At 73.8% G+C, this 19176-nt stretch carries 19 protein-coding genes; 9 read left to right on the top strand and 10 right to left on the bottom strand.

Annotation, left to right across the window (positions count from 1 at the left end):
* Positions 1-103 precede the first annotated feature (103 nt).
* The gene (locus tag ABZ899_RS11080) at positions 104-829 is read left to right on the top strand and encodes a class I SAM-dependent methyltransferase (protein WP_361343987.1); all 726 of its coding nucleotides are present in this window, start codon (positions 104-106) and stop codon (positions 827-829) included.
* Between the two features lie 55 nt (positions 830-884).
* The gene (locus ABZ899_RS11075) at positions 885-1115 is read left to right on the top strand and encodes a DUF2277 domain-containing protein (protein WP_361343984.1); all 231 of its coding nucleotides are present in this window, start codon (positions 885-887) and stop codon (positions 1113-1115) included.
* Between the two features lie 12 nt (positions 1116-1127).
* Here the strand turns inward: ABZ899_RS11075 and ABZ899_RS11070 are convergent, their stop codons facing one another.
* From ABZ899_RS11070 to ABZ899_RS11055, 4 genes are all read right to left on the bottom strand, one after another.
* Complete coding sequence (locus ABZ899_RS11070) at positions 1128-1754, bottom strand: hypothetical protein (RefSeq protein ID WP_361343981.1); 627 nt, start codon at positions 1752-1754, stop codon at positions 1128-1130.
* A 369-nt stretch (positions 1755-2123) separates the two neighbouring features.
* Positions 2124-2744 carry a VTT domain-containing protein gene (locus ABZ899_RS11065; protein WP_361343978.1) on the bottom strand — a complete coding sequence of 207 codons (621 nt, stop codon included), beginning with the start codon at positions 2742-2744 and terminating at the stop codon, positions 2124-2126.
* 166 nt (positions 2745-2910) lie between these two features.
* Complete coding sequence (locus ABZ899_RS11060) at positions 2911-4551, bottom strand: alkaline phosphatase D family protein (RefSeq protein ID WP_361343975.1); 1641 nt, start codon at positions 4549-4551, stop codon at positions 2911-2913.
* A gap of 101 nt (positions 4552-4652) precedes the next feature.
* Positions 4653-5297, bottom strand: a complete 645-nt coding sequence (locus tag ABZ899_RS11055) for an HNH endonuclease family protein (RefSeq protein ID WP_361343972.1) — start codon at positions 5295-5297, stop codon at positions 4653-4655.
* Between the two features lie 372 nt (positions 5298-5669).
* On the opposite strand from ABZ899_RS11055, the gene ABZ899_RS11050 reads away from it, so the two are divergent.
* Both ABZ899_RS11050 and ABZ899_RS11045 read left to right on the top strand, forming a co-directional pair.
* Positions 5670-6248, top strand: coding sequence for a TMEM165/GDT1 family protein (locus ABZ899_RS11050; RefSeq protein ID WP_361343969.1), 579 nt, complete (start codon positions 5670-5672; stop codon positions 6246-6248).
* 208 nt (positions 6249-6456) lie between these two features.
* A complete protein-coding gene (locus ABZ899_RS11045; RefSeq protein WP_361343967.1) occupies positions 6457-7125 on the top strand; it encodes an HAD family hydrolase in 669 nt (222 codons plus the stop codon).
* A gap of 24 nt (positions 7126-7149) precedes the next feature.
* Here ABZ899_RS11045 and ABZ899_RS11040 read toward each other — a convergent pair whose 3' ends face one another.
* Entirely contained in the window at positions 7150-8163 is a 1014-nt protein-coding gene (locus ABZ899_RS11040; protein WP_361343964.1) for a peptidoglycan-binding domain-containing protein, read from the bottom strand.
* Between the two features lie 158 nt (positions 8164-8321).
* Here ABZ899_RS11040 and ABZ899_RS11035 point away from each other — a divergent pair, with 158 nt between their 5' ends.
* Positions 8322-10391, top strand: a complete 2070-nt coding sequence (locus ABZ899_RS11035) for an MDR family MFS transporter (RefSeq protein ID WP_361343962.1) — start codon at positions 8322-8324, stop codon at positions 10389-10391.
* 13 nt (positions 10392-10404) lie between these two features.
* Here the strand turns inward: ABZ899_RS11035 and ABZ899_RS11030 are convergent, their stop codons facing one another.
* Positions 10405-10896 (bottom strand): GNAT family N-acetyltransferase, encoded by a 492-nt coding sequence (locus ABZ899_RS11030; protein ID WP_361343959.1) that lies wholly within the window; start codon positions 10894-10896, stop codon positions 10405-10407.
* A gap of 158 nt (positions 10897-11054) precedes the next feature.
* On the opposite strand from ABZ899_RS11030, the gene ABZ899_RS11025 reads away from it, so the two are divergent.
* A complete protein-coding gene (locus ABZ899_RS11025) occupies positions 11055-11624 on the top strand; it encodes a hypothetical protein (RefSeq protein WP_361343956.1) in 570 nt (189 codons plus the stop codon).
* A 5-nt stretch (positions 11625-11629) separates the two neighbouring features.
* Positions 11630-12310 carry a hypothetical protein gene (locus ABZ899_RS11020; RefSeq protein ID WP_361343953.1) on the top strand — a complete coding sequence of 227 codons (681 nt, stop codon included), beginning with the start codon at positions 11630-11632 and terminating at the stop codon, positions 12308-12310.
* On the opposite strand, the gene ABZ899_RS11015 is transcribed toward ABZ899_RS11020, so the two are convergent.
* Positions 12299-12739: a DUF1992 domain-containing protein gene (locus ABZ899_RS11015; protein WP_361343950.1), complete on the bottom strand. Its 441-nt coding sequence runs from the start codon at positions 12737-12739 to the stop codon at positions 12299-12301. The two genes, ABZ899_RS11020 and ABZ899_RS11015, sit on opposite strands and share 12 nt — an antisense overlap.
* A 98-nt stretch (positions 12740-12837) precedes the next feature.
* Here ABZ899_RS11015 and ABZ899_RS11010 point away from each other — a divergent pair, with 98 nt between their 5' ends.
* Positions 12838-13230, top strand: a complete 393-nt coding sequence (locus ABZ899_RS11010; protein WP_361343947.1) for a hypothetical protein — start codon at positions 12838-12840, stop codon at positions 13228-13230.
* A 15-nt stretch (positions 13231-13245) separates the two neighbouring features.
* On the opposite strand, the gene ABZ899_RS11005 is transcribed toward ABZ899_RS11010, so the two are convergent.
* Positions 13246-13917, bottom strand: a complete 672-nt coding sequence (locus ABZ899_RS11005) for an O-methyltransferase (protein WP_361343944.1) — start codon at positions 13915-13917, stop codon at positions 13246-13248.
* Between the two features lie 273 nt (positions 13918-14190).
* Here ABZ899_RS11005 and ABZ899_RS11000 point away from each other — a divergent pair, with 273 nt between their 5' ends.
* Complete coding sequence (locus ABZ899_RS11000) at positions 14191-16245, top strand: phosphatase PAP2 family protein (RefSeq protein ID WP_361343941.1); 2055 nt, start codon at positions 14191-14193, stop codon at positions 16243-16245.
* Here ABZ899_RS11000 and ABZ899_RS10995 read toward each other — a convergent pair.
* Both ABZ899_RS10995 and ABZ899_RS10990 read right to left on the bottom strand, forming a co-directional pair.
* Positions 16178-17770: a hypothetical protein gene (locus ABZ899_RS10995; protein ID WP_361344625.1), complete on the bottom strand. Its 1593-nt coding sequence runs from the start codon at positions 17768-17770 to the stop codon at positions 16178-16180. The genes ABZ899_RS11000 and ABZ899_RS10995 overlap by 68 nt on opposite strands.
* Positions 17771-17918: 148 nt before the next feature.
* Entirely contained in the window at positions 17919-19088 is a 1170-nt protein-coding gene (locus ABZ899_RS10990; RefSeq protein ID WP_361343938.1) for a steroid 3-ketoacyl-CoA thiolase, read from the bottom strand.
* Between the last annotated feature and the right edge of the window lie 88 nt (positions 19089-19176).

The raw sequence follows: 19176 nt of genomic DNA, 5'->3' as shown, positions 1-19176 counted from the left end.
GCGAGTCGCTTCGGGAGGTTCATGCGAACGGGTGTGTGGCAGGCGCTCATCGACGCGGAAATCCGGTGGTCGGGCCGCGGTCCCCGCGCCTACGTTCGGGCGCATGGTGGACGACTGTTTCGGGCATCCGCGGCTCGCCGCGGTCTACGACCCGCTCGACCCCGACCGCAGTGATCTCGACGCCTACGTCGCGATCGCCGAGGAGTCAGGGGCGCGGCGTGTGCTGGACCTCGGCTGTGGCACGGGCGTGTTCGCCCTGCTGCTGGCCGATCGGGGGATCGAGGTCGTCGGCGTCGATCCCGCCCGGGCGTCCGTCGAGGTGGCCCGGGCCAAACCGGGTGCGGACCGGGTGCGCTGGATCCACGGTGACGCGACGGCGCTTCCGCCGCTGCGGGTGGACCTCGCGACGATGACGGCGAACGTGGCGCAGGCCATCGTCGAACCGGCCGCCTGGCGGGCGACGTTGCGGGGAGCCCACGAGGCGCTGCGGCCGGGCGGGCGGCTGGTGTTCGAGACCCGTGATCCGGCCCGGCGCGCGTGGGAGGAGTGGACGCGTGAGCGGTCCCGTCGGGTGACGGAGGTTCCGGAGGCCGGGCCGGTCGAGACGTGGTTCGAGGTGCTGGACGTGCGCCTGCCGCTGGTGTCCTTCCGCACGACCTTCGTGTTCGCCGCGGACGGTCAGGTGCTGACCTCGGACTCGACGCTGCGGTTCCGGGAGCGGGGCGAGGTGGAGGCGGATCTGGTCGCGCGGGGGTTCGTGGTCGAGGAGGTGCGGGACGCGCCCGACCGGCCGGGCCGGGAGTTCGTCTTCCTCGCGCGGCGTCCGTGAGCGGGCCCGGTCCGCGCGGTTCACGGGCCGGGCCGGTTCGGGGGAGACTGGTCGCATGTGCCGCAGCATCAAGACGCTTCGTCCGCCCGTGTTGCCCGAGGAGGCGACGGAGGACGAGATCCGCGCCGCCGCGCTCCAGTACGTGCGCAAGGTGTCGGGTTTCCGGGCCCCCGCCGCGCACAACCGCGAGGTCTTCGACCGTGCCGTCGACGTGATCGCGCAGGCCACGGCCGAGCTGCTCGACGGCCTGGAGGTCAAAGGGCAGGCCGCCCGGCAGGCGGGCTGAGCCGGCTCGGTGTCAGTAGCGCTGGGCCTTGGCGATCTCGGCGGTCAGACGGGGCTCGGGAGGCTTGCGGCTGATGGCGACGGGTTCGGCGCGTTCGCCGGGTTCGAGGTCCTCGGCGCCGACGAACCGGGACTCGACGACCTTGCCGTCCGGATCGCGGAAGTCGACCTGCACGGCGTAGGACGCGGTGTGGTCCGTGCGGTTGGTGATGGCCACGACGACGGCCAGCAGATTGCCGGTGTCGGCGCGGGGCTTGCCGGTGAGGGAGACGTCGGCGGTGGCGTTGCCGCGCCCCTTGACGCCCTTGAGCCGCTCCCGTGCCGCGTCGTTGGCCCGTTTGATCTCCGCCGACACCGATGCCTCGAACGCGGAGGCGCGGGCGGAGGCCGAGGAGGCGGCGGCCGAGGCGCGTTCGCGGGCGGACGCCTCCAGGGAGGACAGGCCGGGCGCCGGTGAGCCGGAGAAGGAGGCCGTGACGGGGGGTGTCGGGGTGGGGCGGGCGGACGCGCCGCCGCCGCCGTCGCCGCCGCACGCGACGAGCCCCGTCGCGCTCAGCGCCACGAGGAGGAGTGCGGCCAGGGTGATGCGTGCGCGGGGCCGGCGGGGTGATGTCGGCGCCTTCGGCGCGCGAGCGCTCATGGGAGTCCCTTTCGGACGCGGACACATCGGCCGGGCCAGGCGGCCCTTCGATGTCACCCATCGTGCATGTGCGGGCACCTCCCGGCCACTCAGGGTCACGGACGGGGCTGCCCCAGTGCGTCCTGGGGGTGAATGCGCGATCAGGCCGGACGCCGGGAGCCCGGCCTGCTCGGCGGGAGACCGCTAGGGCCTTTCGTTTGGATCAGCCCGGCGTCGCGGGGTCTGGCACGCGCATCTGCGGCGTTGTCGTCACTCGCCGACGCTCCGCGTCGACTCCCTCCTCCGCCTTGCAGCCGCACGCACCAGACCCCGCTCGGGCACGTCACCATGTCCCGTCGGCCACAGCCAGGCTGATCCAAACGAAAGGCCCTATGCGGGGCTGCGGCGCACCAGGAACGTGGCCACGGCACCGGCGCCGAACAGCGCCGCCACGGAGACGAGCGCGGCCACCCAGGTGGCGCCCAGCCACTGGGCGCCGAGGTAGCCGAGGGCGACGCTGTAGACGGCCCAGGCGATGCCGGCGACGGCGGACCAGGGCAGGAAGTCGCGGGGGCTGCGGCGGGTGGCGCCGGCGCCGAAGGAGACCAGGGAGCGGCCGGCCGGTGCGAAGCGGGCGAGGACGACGAGGGCGCCGCCGCCACGGGACAGTGCGGCGCCGAGACGTTCCTGCGCGGAGGCGAGCCGGCGGGAGCGGGCGAGGGCGCGGTCCAGCCGGGGTCCGCCGCGCCAGGCGAGCCGGTAGGCGACGAGGTCGCCCAGGACGGAGGCCGTGGCGGCGCACAGGGTGAGGGCGAGGATGTCGGGGACGTCGTCGGGGACCTGCCCGGTCGCGGCGCCGGAGCCGGCGGCCGCCGCCGTGGCCGCGGTGATGACCAGGACGCCGCTGGGCAGGACCGGCAGGAACACGTCCAGGAGGACTGACAGCGCGACGGCCGCGTAGATCCATGGGGCCGCCGTCAGCGATCCCACGTCCCCGAGACTTTCGAGCACCGCAACTCCCCGGTTCGCCCCCGTGGCCAACCGTGCCGCGATGTCGCGGGGGAGCGGCAGGAGCGGCCTGTGTCAGCCAGACAGCGTACGCCGCTGGTGTGACATCCGGTTCATCGGGGGCTCGTGTGTTCCCCGTGGCGTGTTCACCGTCGCCGGATCGGCGGGGTCAGCGGGTGAGGTCCGTTTCCATGACCGTCCGCAGCCGTGCCGGTGCGCCGCGTCTCGCCTGGGCCTGTTCGAGCCGCAGCCGTGCCGTGCGTCCGCTGAGTGTCAGGGTCATCAGCTGGTTGCCGAACCAGGGTCCGCCGGTGCGCCGCCACTCGATCCTGGGACGCCGGGAGCGGCCGTGCCCGGCGATCCAGCCCCCGAGGCCGCGCGCGAGTCCGCTCCAGCCGAAGCGGAAGCCGAACCGGAGGGCCGCGGGGATCGCGTTGTGCACGGGGGAGCAGGTGAGCTGGAGGACCCGGGCGCGGGGGCCTTCGGCGCCGGGCCAGGTGGGTTCGGCGACGTAGGCGTGGTGGACGTCGCCGGACAGGACGCACACGGTCGCCGGGGCGTCCGGGCCGGACCCGGCTTCGGCCAGGAGGTCGGCCAGGGCGTCGAAGGACTCCGGGAAGGCCGCCCAGTGCTCCAGGTCGCCCGCGCGGCGCAGCTTCTCCCCGAATCGGGCCCAGCGCTCGCCGCGGGCGCCCCGGCACAGCGCGGCGTCCCACGCCTCGGCGTCGTGCACGAGGTGTGGCAGGAGCCAGGGCAGCGAGGTGCCGATCAGCAGGTGGTCGCAGGTCTCCGGCGCGTCGAGCGCCTGCTCGCGCAGCCAGCGCGCCTCGCCGGGGTCGAGCATCGAGCGGTCCTGTTCGTCGAGGACGCGGGCGGCCCTGGTGTCCACCATGAGCAGGCGTACGCGGCCGAAGTCGCGCCGGTAGCTCCAGCGCACGGAGGCCGGGTCGGTGTCCGCCGTGCCGGCGAAGTCGCGCAGCAGCTCGGTGCCGTCGGGGACCTCTCGGACGGCGGCGTAGAGGGGGTCGGCGGCGAGTTCGCCGGGGGGCAGGTTCCCGAGGTGCTGGTACACCCAGTACGACATGAGGCCGCCGAGCAGGCGTTCGCGCCACCACGGGGTGGCCCGCATGTCGGCGAGCCACGCGGCGGAGGTGTTCCAGTCGTCGATGACGTCGTGATCGTCGAAGATCATGCAGCTGGGCACGGTGGACAGCAGCCAGCGCACCTCGGGGTCGAGCCAGGACTCGTAGTAGAGGTAGGTGTACTCCTCGTAGTCCGCGACCTGGGCGCCGGGCGGGTCGCTCAGGTCGCGGCGGGCGGCGAGCAGGCGCTGGGTCGCCTTGGAGGTCTCGTCGGCGTACACCTGGTCGCCGACGAGGACCAGGACGTCGGGGCGTTCGCCCTGGGGTCCGGCGGCGATGTGGGCGGCCAGGGTGTCCAGCGCGTCGGGGCCGACGGGGTCCTTCCCGCCGGCTGGGGCGGCGGCCCAGCGGCAGGAGCCGAAGGCGAGGCGGACGGGGTCGCCGGGCGCGGGCGTGCGGATGACGGAGGGCGGGAAGGGGGAGCCGGGCAGCGGCCATACGGGGGTGTCGCCGAGGAACACCTCGTAGGGGTGGTCGGTGCCGGGGACGAGTCCGGTCACGGGGATCAGCGCGTAGTGGTGGTCGGCGATCTGGAAGGTGCGCGCGGTACCGGCGGACCGGCCGGCGACCCGTACCTCCGCGGTGCAGGGGCGGCTCGCCTCGACCCATACGGTCGCGGCCGAGCCGTCGGCGTACCTCAGCAGTGGACCCAGGCGCAGTTCCGCCACGTGATGCCTCCTCCGTCGCTCTGTACGGTACGGAACGACGGAGGGGGACGGACAGGCCCCCGGGATCACGGTTTCACCGGGGCCGTCGAGCGGCGGGTGCGTCAGCAGTTCGCGAGGTACGAGGTGAGGGCGGACTTCTCGGCCGAGTCGACGGAGAGGTCGTAGTAGTACTTCACCTGCACCCAGGCGCGGACGTAGGTGCAGCGGTAGGCGGTGCGGGAGGGCATCCAGGTGGCGGGGTCCTGGTCGCCCTTGGCCTGGTTGACGTTGTCGGTGACGGCGATGAGCTGGGGCCGGGTCAGGTCGTTGGCGAACGCCTGGCGCCGGGAGGTGGTCCAGGAGCCGGCGCCGGAGTCCCAGGCCTCGGCGAGCGGGACGACGTGGTCGATGTCGACGTCGGCGGCGGCGGTCCAGGTGGCGCCGTCGTAGGGGGAGTACCAGCTGCCGCTGGTGGCGGCGCAGGAGGAGTCGGTGACGACGCCCGAGCCGTCGCGCTTGAGGACGGTCTCGCGGGTGTTGCAGGCGCCCGACTGGGTGATCCAGTGCGGGAAGAGGTCGCGGTCGTAGCCGGTGCGGTTCTCGGTGGCGACGGTGAGCTGGGAGAGGTAGCCGCGCGCGGTGGCGGCGCTGACCGGGGTGGGGAGGGCGGCGGAGGCCGACGGGCCGGTGAAGAGTCCGACGGAGGCGATGACGCCGGTCAGCGCCGCGAGTATGCTGACGCGTCGACGCGCGTAGAACGTGGGCATGCGAACTCCTGGGTGGGCTGGGGGTGTTGGCGTCCGGGCACGGGAATGCTCGCGACGCCGTGTTGCGGGGAGGTGTGCGCGCGGTAAGAAGTTAGTGGCGCGTACATGACATAACAAGGTTTACGACGAAACGTTTCGCGTATGATGGGGACAGCAGAAGGGGAGTAGCTCTTCGCCGGACCGTCGACATACTGCTCAGCTCGTCTGAGCCGGCGCCCGGAGGCGGACCTCGGTCACGGGGTCGGCCAGCGAGACCTTCGGCAAGCAGTGCACGTCCGCGCCACCGGTGCGGGCGCCCCGTGCGCTGCCGTGCCGAGGTGTCGCAGCGCAGAGCGCCTTCTCGGTGGGGCAGCCCCGACCGATTGAGGACCCTTGATCAGCCTGACCGTGACGGCCGTCGTGTTCGGCGTCGTCTTCCTCGCCGAACTGCCCGACAAGACCGCGCTCGCCGGACTCGTGCTCGGCACCCGCTACCGCGCCTCGTACGTCTTCGCCGGTGTCGCCGCCGCCTTCACCGTGCATGTCGTGCTCGCCGTGGCGGCCGGCAGTGTGCTGACCCTGCTGCCCCAGCAGATCGTGCACGCCCTGACCGGCCTCCTCTTCCTGGGTGGCGCCGCCGTGCTGCTGCTGAGGAAGGACGACGGCGAGGAGGAGATCCGCAAGCCGGAGAACCAGTCCTTCTGGAAGGTGTCCGGCGCAGGCTTCATGCTCATCCTGGTCGCCGAGTTCGGGGACCTGACGCAGATCATGACCGCCAACCTCGCCGCCCGCTACGACGACCCGCTCTCCGTCGGCCTCGGCGCCGTGCTGGCGCTGTGGAGCGTGGCCGCTCTCGGGATCGTCGGCGGCAAGGCGCTGATGCGTCGCGTGCCGCTGAAGCTGATCACCAGGATCGCGGCGTTGCTGATGCTGGGCCTGGGCGTGTGGAGCCTCTACGAGGCGATCGCCTGAGCCCCGGCGGGCGTGCGTGACCCCCGAGGGGCGAGCTGAACGGCCGGTGAATGTTCCCCGGTTGCGGTGGCGCGATCGGCCCTCGGTTTTGTACCGTAGAAAAACAAAGTGGCTCCGCCCGTTTTCCCTGACCGGCGGGCGGATCCACCTTGTCCCTCCCGGGGGCCGTCCCGGCGCCCCCACGCCGCACCCCCGCTTGGAGTCGCCGATGCCGGCCGCCGCCTTTCCCACCGTGCTCACCGCCCGTGCCCTCCTGCTCGACATGGACGGCACCCTCGTCGACTCCGACGCCGTGGTGGAACGCATCTGGCGCCGCTGGGCCGACCGGCACGGGCTGGACGGCGACGAGGTGATGAAGGTCGTGCACGGACGGCAGGGCCACGCCTCGATGGCCCTGCTGCTGCCCGGCCGCCCCATGGAGCAGAACCACGCGGACAACGCGCGCATGCTCGCCGAGGAGACCGCCGACATGGACGGCGTGGTGCCGGTGCCCGGGGCGGCCGCGTTCCTGGCCTCCCTGCGCGGGCTGCCGCACGCCCTGGTCACGTCGGCCGACGTCGCGCTGTCCACCGCGCGGATGGCCGCCGCCGGCCTCGGGCTGCCGGACGTGCGGGTGACCGCCGAGTCCGTCGGCGCAGGCAAGCCCGACCCCGAGGGCTTCCTCAAGGGCGCCGCGGAACTCGGTGTCGCCCCCGCCGACTGCGTCGTCTTCGAGGACTCCGGCGCCGGCATCCAGGCCGGGCGCGCCGCGGGGATGCGGGTCGTCGGCGTCGGGCCGCGCGCCGGACTCCACCGGCCCGACGTGCTCGTCCAGGACCTGCGGCGGGTGCGCGTGGAGGCCGCCGAGGGCGGAGCGATCCGGCTCGTCGTCGGCTGACCGCGCGCGGTCAGCCGCGCGGTGTCACGGCTCGCTGGTCTCCGACTCCAGCCGCTGCCGCGTCTTCAGGTCGTACACGCCCCACTCCTCCGGCGAGATGCCCCGCGCCCACTGGTACCGGGAGACCGCGTCCTGCAGATGCTGGTCGTAGGTGCCCCGGGCGGGCCGCGTGTACAGGCGCAGCTGGGTCAGGCGCAGTTCCAGCTCGACCACCTCCGGGCCCTGCGAGCCCCGGCTGAGCACGGGCGGCTCCGGGTCGGCGGCGAGGTTCCCGTCCGCGGGCGCGCTGCTCGCGGCCGGGCTGGGGCTCCGCGACGGCTCCGCCGAGGGCGACGGCGTCGGGGAGGCACCCGACGCGGAGGGCGACGGCGACTTAGTCGGGCTGCCGGACGGGGACGCGGACACCGACGCCGACGCCGGCGGAGCGGTGGTGCTCGCGCCCGGCGCCCGCGTCGTCTCCGGGGTGCCGGCCGACGGGGCCGGTACGCCCGCTCGGACGTCCTTCGGCTGCGCCTCGTCCCGGGACGGGGCGTCGTACGCGAACAGCCCGCTCGCCAGGCCCGCCGCCGCGACCACGGCGACGACCGCGCCGCCCGCGCCGAGCAGGACGGTACGCCGGCGCCGCCCGCCCGCCGCCGTCCCCGGGGTGCCGCCGTCCACCACCCGGAGGGTGGCGGTGGCCGGGTCGAACAGGCTCAGGTCCTGGGCGCTCGGCGCGCTCGCCCCGGGCGCCAGCGGTGTGGGCAGCGCGGACGCCGGCGCGGCAGGCGCCGACACAGCGCGCAGCGCCATCGTCTCCCCGTCGTCCGGCGGGCCCGCGCCCTCCAACTCCACGTATGGGCGTATGCGCAGCGGATCGAAGTCCTCCGCCGCTGCCGCCTCGGCCGTACGCGCCTCACGCAGCGCGTCCGACACATCCTGGGCGCAGCCGCACGCCGGGGTGCGGTCGGCCGCCCTCGCCGTCCCGCACCGCGGGCACGCCCGGCCGTCCGGGCGCTGTGTGCTCCCGGTCCCCTCGGTTCCCCTCGGCTCCGTCACGTGTCGGTCCCTCCCCTCGCGAACTCCCCAGATTATGCAGACGCTCTCCACGGCTTCTTCGCATACCCCCGGAAGACCCGTTCCCCGGAGGGCTCAACAGGCCATAACGGGATACAGCGATCACGATGGAGGGGAAACGAGACGGTCGGGAGGTCTTCATGGCCGGGGATGCGCACGGCGGAGCGGGGGATGTGCGTGACACGCAGGCCCCGACGAGGCGGGCCGAGCCGCACGAGAACGTGTCGGGCAACGTCCTCGTCTCCATCGGCGCGCTGCTCCTCGGCATGCTGCTCGCCGCGCTCGACCAGACCATCGTGTCGACCGCCCTGCCGACCATCGTCAGCGACCTCGGCGGTCTGGAGCACCTGTCCTGGGTCGTGACGGCCTATCTGCTGGCGTCCACGGCCGCCACCCCGCTGTGGGGAAAGCTCGGCGACCAGTACGGACGCAAACGGCTGTACCAGATCGCGATCGTCATCTTCCTCGTCGGCTCCGCTCTGTGCGGCATGGCGCAGGACATGACCCAGCTCATCGCCTTCCGCGCCCTGCAGGGCCTGGGCGGCGGCGGCCTGATCGTGCTGTCCATGGCGATCGTCGGGGACGTCGTCCCGCCCCGGGAACGCGGCCGCTACCAGGGGTGGTTCGGGGCGGTCTTCGGCGCCACCAGCGTCCTCGGGCCGCTGCTCGGCGGCGTGTTCACCGAGCATCTGAGCTGGCGGTGGGTGTTCTACGTCAACCTCCCCGTCGGCGTCGTCGCGCTCGCCGTCATCGCCCTCGTGCTGCACATCCCGCGCCGGAGGACCAAGCACGTCATCGACTACCTCGGCACCCTCCTGATCGCCGCCGTCGCCACCGGCCTGGTGCTGGTGGCGTCCCTCGGCGGGACGACCTGGGCGTGGGGCTCGGCGCAGATCGTGGGGCTCGCGGTGGCCTCCGTCGTGCTCGGGCTCGTCTTCGTCGCCGTGGAGCGGGCGGCCGCCGAACCCGTGCTGCCGCTCAAGCTGTTCCGGGTGCGCACGTTCACGCTGTCCGCCGTCATCAGCTTCATCGTCGGCTTCGCCATGTTCGGCGCGATGACCTACCTGCCGACGTTCCTCCAGGTCGTCCAGGGCATCAGCCCCACCCTGTCCGGGGTGCACATGCTCCCGATGGTCGCCGGCATGCTGCTGTCGTCCACCGGGTCCGGGCAGATCGTCAGCCGCACCGGCCGCTGGAAGGTCTTCCCGATCGCCGGCACCGGGGTCACCGCCCTCGGGCTGCTGCTCCTGCACCAGCTCGACACCGGCACCTCCACCGCCGTGATGAGCGTGTACTTCTTCGTCTTCGGGCTCGGCCTCGGCCTGGTGATGCAGGTCCTCGTGCTGATCGTGCAGAACGCCGTCCCCTACGAGGACCTCGGCGTCGCCACCTCGGGCGCCACGTTCTTCCGCTCCATCGGCGCCTCGTTCGGCGTGGCCATCTTCGGCACCGTCTTCGCGAACCGGCTCGACGACCTCCTCGCGGACGCCTTCCGCGGGGTGGAACTGCCGCCCGGCGCCTCCCCCGAAGCTCTGGAGTCCGACCCGCGCGGCATCGCCGAACTGCCCGCCGCCCTGCGCCCGGCGGCGCTCGACGCGTACGCGACGGCCATCACCGACGTGTTCCTGTACGCCGTCCCGGTGGCCCTGCTGGGCTTCCTGCTGGCCTGGTTCCTGCGCGAGGACAAGCTGCGCGGATCGGTGACCGCCCCCGACGTCACCGAGACACTGGCCAGCAACCCGGTCGAGCGCTCCTCGTACGACGAGGTGTGCCGGGCGCTGTCGGTGCTCGGCACCCGTGAGGGCCGCCGGCAGATCTACGCGACCATCACCGAGCGGGCCGGGTACGACCTGCTGCCCGCGGCGAGCTGGCTGCTGCTGCGGATCAAGCGGTACGGCTGGGTCGAGCCGGCCGTCCTCACCGATCGCGCCTCCGTGCCGCTGCGGGTCGTCCTGGACGCCGCCCGGCAGGTGGAGGAACGCGGGCTGGCCGTCCGCGAAGGGGTGGACCTCGTGCTCACCGACCGGGGCCGCGAGGTCGCCGAGCACCTGGCCCGCGTCCGCGAGGAGTCGCTGGCCGTACTGCTGGGGGACTGGTGGGGCCCCGACCGGCCCACCGACCTCGTGCAGCTGGTGAAGGAGCTCAACTCCGAGCTGTGCGGCTGCGACCGGGAGCAGCCGCACGACGGGGCGCGGCCCGCCGAGGCGTGAGGCGCGGCGGACGTCAGGCCAGCGCCTTGGCGAACCAGTGCTCGGCGTACTCGTCGTCGTTGTGCGGGGCGGTCTCCGCGTAGCCGAGCCGGGCGTACAGGGCACGGGCCTCCACCAGGTCGTGCCGGGTGTCGAGGACCACGCGGGCGGCCCCCAGGGTCCGCGCCGCGTCCTCGGCGGCCCGCACCAGCACCGGTCCGCCGCCCCGGCCGCGCAGCGCGTCGCGGACGAACACCCGCGTCAGCTCGGCCGTCCCGGCGTCCAGCAGCCGCACACCCGCCGTGCCGGACGGCTCACCCGCCCACCGGGCCACCAGCAACGTGCCGCGCGGGGGCCGCAGTTCGTCCCAGGTGGGTGCGGCGATCTCCCGCTCCAGCTCCGCCGGGTCGGTACGCCGCCCCTCGTGCAGCAGGTACCAGCGGTCGCTGACCTCCGTGTAGTACGCCCGCCAGAGCGCCATGGCGGCGGGGGAGCAGGGGGGTTCGGGGGCGACGGTCCAGGACATGGCCGCCATCGTGACACCGGGGACCGGACGGTGGCACCTGGTTTGTGCGGAGCCGACGGCTCCCCGGAGCGGGCGGATGAAAGCCGCCCACCGTGAACTTCCGTGCGCCGTATGCGCCGTAGCCGTTTGAGACGCCTTTTACCGGCAACACGACGTCCATGTCAACTGGCGTGATGATTCTGATCGTGATCGCGGTCGTCGTCGTCCTCGGCGTGGCCGCCCTGGCCCTGCGCACCCGTGGTGCCCAGGGCAGCCGGGGCCTGAAGCGGCGCTTCGGGCCCGAATACGAACGGGCCGTGGCCCGCCACGACGGGGACACCAAGGCGGCCGAGCACGAGCTCGCCCAACTCGTCGAGCGGCACGGCGGGCTGAAGAAGCGCGCCCTGGACCCGGCCGACGCCGAGCGCTTCGAGACGCGCTGGGCGGCGGCCCAGGAGCACTTCGTCGACGCGCCCCGCGAGGCGGTCGCGGAGGCCGAGCGGCTGCTCGCCGAGGCGGCGGCGGCCCGCGGCTTCCCGGCCGGCGACCGGTACGAGGAGCAGCTGGAGGCGCTCGCCGTGCACCACGCTCCCCATGTGCAGGGCTACCGGCATCTGCACCACGTCGCCCGCAACGGGTCCGACACGGAGGAGATGCGCGCGGCCCTGCTGGAGGGACGCAGCCTGTTCGAGGAACTCGTCGGAGGGTCCCGCCGGACCTCCGAGCGCACGCACGCGGGGAGGAGCTGAGGCAGATGAAGGACGTCACCGACACCGACGCACGCGAGGACGCCCGGACCGGGACCGGCACGGACCGGTGGCCCACCACGCCTGAGGACAAACGGAGCGGCCCGCACGACGGCACCGCGGCCGAGGCCGCCGGCCTGCGCGACACCCGCGAGGCCGGCACCCCGGGCACCGGTTCCCCCGACGGGACGGCACGCGGGACCGACGGCACGCACGAAAGCCGTGACACGCACGAGACGCACGGCACCCACGAGACGCACGGCGTCCACGGGACTCACGACGGCCACGACACCACCGGCCACGGCACCAGCGGCCACGACACCACCGGCCACGGCATCAGTGACCACGGCACCAGGGGCTACGACACCACCGGCCACGACACCACCGGCCACGGCACCAGTGGCGCGGCCACCCCGCACACCGCCCTCCTGCCGCACGACGAGCGCGACCGGCTGGAGCTGCGCGTGCGGGACGCCGTGACTCACTTCGTCGACCGGCCGCAGGCCGCCGTCGAGGAGGCCGACGGCGCCGTCGAGGACCTGCTCGGCCGGCTCACCGAGGCCCTGACCGAGCGGCGCCGCACCCTGCGCAGGTCCTGGCAGGACTCCGACGGGGCCGCCGACACCGAGCAGCTCCGTCTGGCGCTGCGCGACTACCGCGAGCTGGCCGAACGGCTCCTACACGTCTGACGCACCCGTCCCGTCCGCCGCCCGGCGTCCCTCCCGGCGCAGCCGCCACTCCCGTACGACCTCGTCGACGTCGTACGGCCGGCGGCCCAGGGGAGGGCCGGGCGGCGGCTTCAGCAGCATGTCGCGGATCTTGACGTTCACGTCCGTGATGATCTTCCGGGCGGCGCGCTCCGTGGGCGCCGCGTACGCCGCTGCCAGAGCGTCCTCGGCCTCCTTGCGCAGCGCCAGCGCCGGGGGCAGCACCGACAGGCCCTCGCGGGCCATCTTCCGCTTGACCCACCACAGTTCGTCGTACGGCGCTTCCAGTTCGCGCGGCAGCGGCCGGCCGGCACCGGGCAGACGGTCGAAGTCGCCGCGCCCCTGAGCCTCGCTGATCTGGTGGTCGACCCAGGACTCGAACGGCACCCCGGGAGGCTTTCGCTCGGTCATGAGTTCATTGTGCCGGACACGACCGCGCCGGGCGATTTATCATGCGGCGTCGATGGTCGAACCGGCCGTCGGGCAAGGACGTTTCAGAAGGAGCGCACGTGCTCGAACTCACCATGGCCGCCGTGTCCGCGGCGGACGAGGGCGCCACGGCCGGCATGCTCATGGCCGACGCGCCCAGCGAGCCGGGCGCCGTGCTCCGGGTCGGCCGGGACCGGTCCGTGTGCCGGCTGGCGACCCCCGACGACTGGCTGTTCGTCTCGCGTGTCCACCTGGAGTTCCAGTGCGCCGCCGACGGCAGCTGGCACGTGACCTGGCTGCGCGGCTCGCAGGCCGACCCGTCCTCCGAGGTGCGGCTGACCGTCGCCGGCCAGGTCCATCCCATCGGGTACGGCCAGACGGTGTCGCTGCCCAGGGGCGGCAGCGGTGAGATCGTCGTCCACGACCGCACCGCCCCGCGCAGCGTCAACGTCGGCTTCTACCACGAGGGCTGAACCGGCCCGGCCCGGTCAGGCCCGCACCCGGGCCAGCACGAACCCGTCGTAGCCCTTGGCGCCCACCGTCTGCACCGCCGTGCCGCTCAACCGGGGGTGCCGGCCGATCAGTTCCACCGCTGCCCGGGTGCCCCGTACGTCCGGCGCGTCGCTGTCCGCGTCCAGGACGGCGCCGCCCCGCACCACGTTGTCCACGACGATCAGGCTGCCCGTGCTGGTGAGCCGCAGCGCCCACTCCACGTAGTGCGCGTTGTTGGCCTTGTCGGCGTCGATGAACACCAGGTCGAACGGCGCGGGGTTCTCGTCGGCCAGTTTGGGCAGCGACTCCAGGGCCGGGCCGACCCGCACCTGCACGATCCGGTCCAGGCCCGCCCGCGCCAGGTTGCGGGTGGCGACCTCGGCGTGCCGGGCGTCGTACTCCAGCGTGACCAGCCGGCCGTCGGCGGGCAGCGCGCGGGCCAGCCAGATCGTGGAGTACCCGCCGAGCGTGCCGATCTCCAGGATGTTGCGGGCGCCCTGGATCTCGGCGAGGAGCCGCAGCAGCTTCCCCTGGGGCGCGGTGACATTGATGCTCGGCAGACCCGCCGCGTCGCTCTCGCGCCGGGCCGCCTCCAGGGCGTCGTCCTCCCGGGCGAGCTGCTCGGTGAAGTACGCGTCGACATCGCCCCAGACCTGAGACTCGCTCATCGCATTGCCTTTCGGACGGCCGGCCGGGTGTTCCGGCCGGATCGCGGCTGACGTTCCAGGATCCCCCGGTGACCCGGCGGCCGGGGCCCACCCGCCCGCCGCGTCACCGGAGGCGAACGGGCGGACCGCCGACTATGGTCACGGAAAAAGGCGAAGATGTCAGGCGAAACAGGCTGTGCCTGCGTCTCCCCGGAGGACGGTACGAGCCGTCCTGCGTTTCGAAGATTCCCCGTCGAACAGGCGGGGCGCATCGGGGCGGGAGGCCGACGAGGCGTGGCGAAGGCGGAGCACCGAGGGCGACCGGCCGAGGCAGCCGGCGCCACGGCGGCCGGAACCGTCCAGGCACGCGTGCGGGCCGTCCGGCTCGGCCTGTGGCTCATCGCCGCGTTCCTCGGCGTCCGCCAGGTGGCCGCCGTCCTCGCCACCCCGCGCGGCGAGCGGCTGACCGACCTGGAGATCTGGGTCGGCCCGGCCGGCGTCCTGCACCTCAAGGGCTCGCTGTACGACTCCGAGCGGTTCACCGGCACCCCGTTCGGCGGACTCGTCCTCAAGCCGCTGACCCGTGCCGCCGAGGAGGCGCTCGGCTGGGGCTGGACCTTCGGCACCCTCCTGCTCGTCGTCGCCCTCGGGCTGGTGGCCGCCCGCGCCCTGCCACCGCCGGTCGGCCGGCGCACCTCGGTGCTGGCCGCGCCCGTCGCGATCAGCCTGCTGACGGTGTCGCTGCCGGTGCGCAACGCCCTCCACCTGGGCCAGACCAGCATCATCCCGGTCCTGCTCGTCCTCCTCGGGTGCTTCGCCGTGCGCGGGGAGCGGTTCAGCGGGGTCCTCATCGGCCTCGCGGCCGCCCTCCAGCCGACCCTGCTGCTGTTCACGCCCCTGCTGTGGTGCACCGGCCGGCGGCGGGCCGCCCTGTCCACGGGGGCCGTGTTCACCGGGTGCACACTGCTGGCCTGGGCGGCGATGCCCCGTGACTCGGCCACCTACTGGGTCCGCCATGCCGCCGGCCTCGGCCTGGGCGGGCCCGCCGACGGCCTCGCCAACCAGTCCCTGCACGGCGCCCTGCTCCGGTTCGGCCTGACCGGGCCCCTGGAGATCGCCCTCCTGCTGGTCCTCTGCGCCGCCGTCGCCGTGCTCGCGCTGCGCCGCGCCGTGCGCTACGCCCGCGACGGCCAGCTCCTGCTCGCCGTCGCCGTCACCGGCTGCGCGGTGATCGCCGTGTCGCCCACCGCCTGGCAGCACCAGCTGCTGTGGGTGCTGCTCACGGTCGTCGGCCGCGTCGGCCGGCGGGCCGGCGACCGGTACGCGTGGCCGGTCGCGATCGTGCTGGTCATGACGCTGCCGGCGGCCACTCTGGTGCCGGACAAGGTGGTCCTCCAGCCGCTGCGCGCCGACCTCGTGCTGTGCGCCGCGCTCGCCACGGCCGTCGTCGTGCCGTTCCTGCCGCGCACCTCGCCGTACTGGCGGACGCCGGTGCCGACGCGGTACGCCGACCCGGTCCCGTCCCGGTTCCGGCGCATTCCGGTGGTGTCCTTCCTGCGCCGGGTGGTCAGCCGGCCCAACCTCCTCTTCGAGCTCGTGCTGATCCGGGTCACCTACTCCGCCTACGCGCAGATCCGCCTCGCCATGGCAGGCCCCTCCTCCGCGTCGGGCCGGGCCACCGCCGAGGAGCACGGGGCGCAGATCCTGTCCGTGGAACGCGCGCTGGGCATCGACATCGAGCGCCGGGCCAACCACGCCGTCGTCGCGGCCGGCGGCCTGCGGGACTTCTTCGACTTCTACTACGAGTCGTTCCACTTCGGTGTGCCGCTGGTGATCCTGGGCCTGCTGTACTGGCGGCGGCCCGTCGACTACCGCTGGGCCCGCACCGCGATCGGCTTCGCGACGCTCTTCGCCCTGGTCGGCTTCTGGCTCTACCCGCTCGCGCCGCCCCGGCTGATGCCGGGCCTCGGCGTCGTCGACACGGTCAACGGACCGCAGGACTTCACGCAGCCCGACTACGGCACGCTCACCGAGCTCACCAACCAGTACGCGGCGATGCCGTCCCTGCACTTCGGCTGGTCGCTGTGGTGCGGTGCGGTCGTCGCCGTGCTCGCCCCGGGACGGTGGACGAAGGCGCTCGGGCTGCTGCACCCACTGCTCACGGCGACCGCGATCGTCGTCACCGGCAACCACTGGGTGCTGGACGCGGTGGGCGGCGCGCTGGTCGTGGCGGCGGGCTTCGGGGTGACGTACGTGTTCCAGGGCCCGCGCGCCCGGAGCGTCACCTCGGGGGAGAGGCGGCCCCGCAGCGATCCGCGGGCCGGGGTGAGGGACCGTACTCCGAGCTGATCCGGTACTCGCCGGGAGCAAAGACCGTCAGCCGGGTGAACTCGCCGCTCGGCGCCAGGCATCCGGCGCCGTCGACCCGCAGCCACGGCGAGTGGGCGACGCGCACGGTGGCGCTGCCCGCCCGCGGCATCCGTACGACGAGGTCGGCGCCGGACGTGGAGACGACCCGTCCGGGCGCGGAGACCAGCGGCACGGCGTCCCGCACCCGGAACACCCGCCAGTGCGCGTCCCGCCACACCGGCTCCAGCCAGTCGGGCCGGTCCTCGCGTATCAGGCGGGCCTCCTCCTCGGCGTAGCCGTCCGGCTTGCCCAGCGGCAGCACCACGAAGCCGACGGCCCAGCGGTCAAGCCAGGCCCGGTAGGTGCCGGCCGAGAAGGAGCCGTCGTAGAACAGCCGGGCCCGCTCCACGTCGAGCTGCCGGTTCCAGCCGCGGGCCATGTTGACGTACGGGGCGAGTCCGCTGGCCTCGCGGTGGTTGCGGGCCGGCACGACCTCGACGCGGGTGCGGCCGGCGCCCAGGTCCTCCAGCGCCCGCACCACCCCGTGCGTCTCGGCGGCCCAGGCGGGCACCCTCGTCGACACGTACAGGTCGTCGCCGGTCTTCTTGCCGACCCAGCCGACGGACAGCACCAGCAGGCCGACCAGGGTCCTGCGGCGCCATCCGGCGAGTTCGGGGCGGGCCAGCAGCACGGCGAGCAGCGCGGCGGGCGCGAACAGCTCGGCGAACCGCTCGACGTTCGTGCCGACCGGCGACGGGACGAGATACGTCACGACGGTCCCGGCGGCGTACACGGCACCGCTCCAGCGGGCGACCCGCCAGTCGCGCGGCGCGAACGCGGTGACGGCCAGGCCCAGCACGAACGGCGGCCATATCCGGTCGGCGAACATCAGCTGCTCGCCCTGGAAGGGGAACAGCAGGGTCGTCGCCCCCACGGTGACGGCGGGCGGGAGCAGCAGGGCGAGGGCGCGCGGGCGGTCCCGGGCGAGCAGGAAGCCGGCGCCGACGACGGCCAGGAAGAGCCCGGCCACGGGGCTCGCCGTCGTCGCGAGGGCGGCGAGGACGGCGGCGAGGACGACCCGCCGGCGCCGGGTCAGCAGCAGACAGGCGCCGAGCCCGAAGGCCACGCCCAGCGCGAACGTGGTGCGGCCCGAGGCCACGTTGCACCACAGGGCGAACGCGGCGAGGAGAGCCGGGCCCTCGGTGCGGCGCAGGCCCTCGACCCGGGTGAGCAGCACCGCGGCCAGCCAGGTCGCCACGACCCCGGAGACGACCGTGACGGCCCGGACGCCGACCGCGGACATCAGGTACGGGGAGATGAGGCTGTAGTTGGCGGTGTGGGTGCCGCCGTACCAGAACAGGTTGTAGGCCGACCCGGCGTGCCGGGCCGTGAACCCGGCCCAGGCGTACTGGGCGGCCAGGTCCCCGCCGCCGGTGGCGAGGAAGCCCCACCACAGCGCGTAGAGCGGGAGGACGGGCAGGGTCGCGGTCAGCGGGACGCGGTGACGGTCCCGGAACCGGAGCAGCCACGGCGGGAGCGCGGGCGGCGCGGGCGCGGGGCCGGCGGGACGCGTGCGGCTGCTGACGAGTTCGGTCTCAGGCACGTGTTCGTAGACGCCGGACCGGGTGGGAACGTTCACCGGCGTCCCGGCGTGAGCCGCCGGGACGGGGTGCCTACAGGCGCTGGATGATGGTGCCGGTGGCCAGGCCGCCGCCCGCGCACATCGTGATCAGGGCGAACTCCTGGTCCGCGCGCTCCAGTTCGTGCAGGGCGGTGGTGATCAGGCGGGCCCCGGTGGCGCCCACGGGGTGGCCGAGCGCGATCCCGCCGCCGTTGACGTTGACCTTCTCCAGGTCCTGCTCGAAGACCCGCGTCCAGCTCAGCACCACCGACGCGAACGCCTCGTTGATCTCGACGAGGTCGATGTCCCTCAGCGTCATCCCGGCCTTGCCCAGCACGGCCCGGGTGGCGTCGATCGGCCCGTCGAGGTGGAAGTGCGGGTCGGAGCCCACCAGCGCCTGCGCCACGATCCGGGCCCGCGGCCGCAGCTTCAGGGCGCGGGCCATCCGCCTGGACGCCCACAGCAGCGCCGCCGCGCCGTCGCTGATCTGCGAGGAGTTGCCCGCGGTGTGGACCGCCCGCGGCATGACCGGCTTGAGCCGGGACAGCGCCTCCGGGGACGTGTCGCGCAGCCCCTCGTCCCGGTCGACGAGCCGCCACATGCCCTGGCCGGCGTGCTGCTCCTCCTCGGTCGTCGGGACCTGCACCGCGAACGTCTCCCGCTTGAAGCGCTCCTCCGCCCAGGCCGTGGCGGCCCGTTGCTGCGACAGCAGGCCGAGCGCGTCGACGTCCCGCCGGGTCAGTCCGCGGTGCCGGGCGATGCGCTCCGCCGCCTCGAACTGGTTGGGCAGGTCGACGTTCCACTCGTCGGGGAACGGCTTGCCCGGCCCGTTCTTGGAGCCCGACCCCAGCGGCACCCGCGACATCGCCTCCACGCCGCAGCTGATCCCGACGTCGATGACCCCGGCGGCGATCATGTTCGCCGTCAGGTGGGCCGCCTGCTGCGAGGAACCGCACTGGCAGTCGACGGTCGTCGCCGCCGTCTCGTACGGCAGGCCCATGGTCAGCCAGGCCGTCCGCGCGGGGTTCATGGACTGCTCGCCGGCGTGGGTCACGGTGCCGCCGACGATCTGCTCGACGCAGTCGGCGGGGATCCGGGTACGGCCCAGGAGTTCGCGGTAGGTCTCGCCCAGCAGATAGGCGGGGTGGAGGTTGGCGAGCGCGCCGCCGCGCTTGCCGATGGGGGTGCGCACTGCTTCGACGATGACGGGTTCGGCAGCCATGGGTGCGGGTCCTCTCGGCTCTCCTCCGGAACTAGTACGTGTTCTAGTTCTCCCCGCAGTCTGCTGACGTGCGGTCCGTCACCGCAAG

Source organism: Streptomyces sp. NPDC046859, assembly GCF_040645135.1.
Classification (GTDB): domain Bacteria; phylum Actinomycetota; class Actinomycetes; order Streptomycetales; family Streptomycetaceae; genus Streptomyces.
This window is presented reverse-complemented; position numbering and strand designations above follow the sequence as displayed.

Coding starts and splice junctions, on each gene's coding strand:
- ABZ899_RS11080 (WP_361343987.1), top strand. CDS start 104: ATGGTGGACGACTGTTTCGGGCATCCGCGGCTCGCCGCGGTCTACGAC.
- ABZ899_RS11075 (WP_361343984.1), top strand. CDS start 885: ATGTGCCGCAGCATCAAGACGCTTCGTCCGCCCGTGTTGCCCGAGGAG.
- ABZ899_RS11070 (WP_361343981.1), bottom strand. CDS start 1,754: ATGAGCGCTCGCGCGCCGAAGGCGCCGACATCACCCCGCCGGCCCCGC.
- ABZ899_RS11055 (WP_361343972.1), bottom strand. CDS start 5,297: ATGCCCACGTTCTACGCGCGTCGACGCGTCAGCATACTCGCGGCGCTG.
- ABZ899_RS11045 (WP_361343967.1), top strand. CDS start 6,457: ATGCCGGCCGCCGCCTTTCCCACCGTGCTCACCGCCCGTGCCCTCCTG.
- ABZ899_RS11035 (WP_361343962.1), top strand. CDS start 8,322: ATGGCCGGGGATGCGCACGGCGGAGCGGGGGATGTGCGTGACACGCAG.
- ABZ899_RS11030 (WP_361343959.1), bottom strand. CDS start 10,896: ATGTCCTGGACCGTCGCCCCCGAACCCCCCTGCTCCCCCGCCGCCATG.
- ABZ899_RS11025 (WP_361343956.1), top strand. CDS start 11,055: ATGTCAACTGGCGTGATGATTCTGATCGTGATCGCGGTCGTCGTCGTC.
- ABZ899_RS11020 (WP_361343953.1), top strand. CDS start 11,630: ATGAAGGACGTCACCGACACCGACGCACGCGAGGACGCCCGGACCGGG.
- ABZ899_RS11015 (WP_361343950.1), bottom strand. CDS start 12,739: ATGACCGAGCGAAAGCCTCCCGGGGTGCCGTTCGAGTCCTGGGTCGAC.
- ABZ899_RS11005 (WP_361343944.1), bottom strand. CDS start 13,917: ATGAGCGAGTCTCAGGTCTGGGGCGATGTCGACGCGTACTTCACCGAG.
- ABZ899_RS10990 (WP_361343938.1), bottom strand. CDS start 19,088: ATGGCTGCCGAACCCGTCATCGTCGAAGCAGTGCGCACCCCCATCGGC.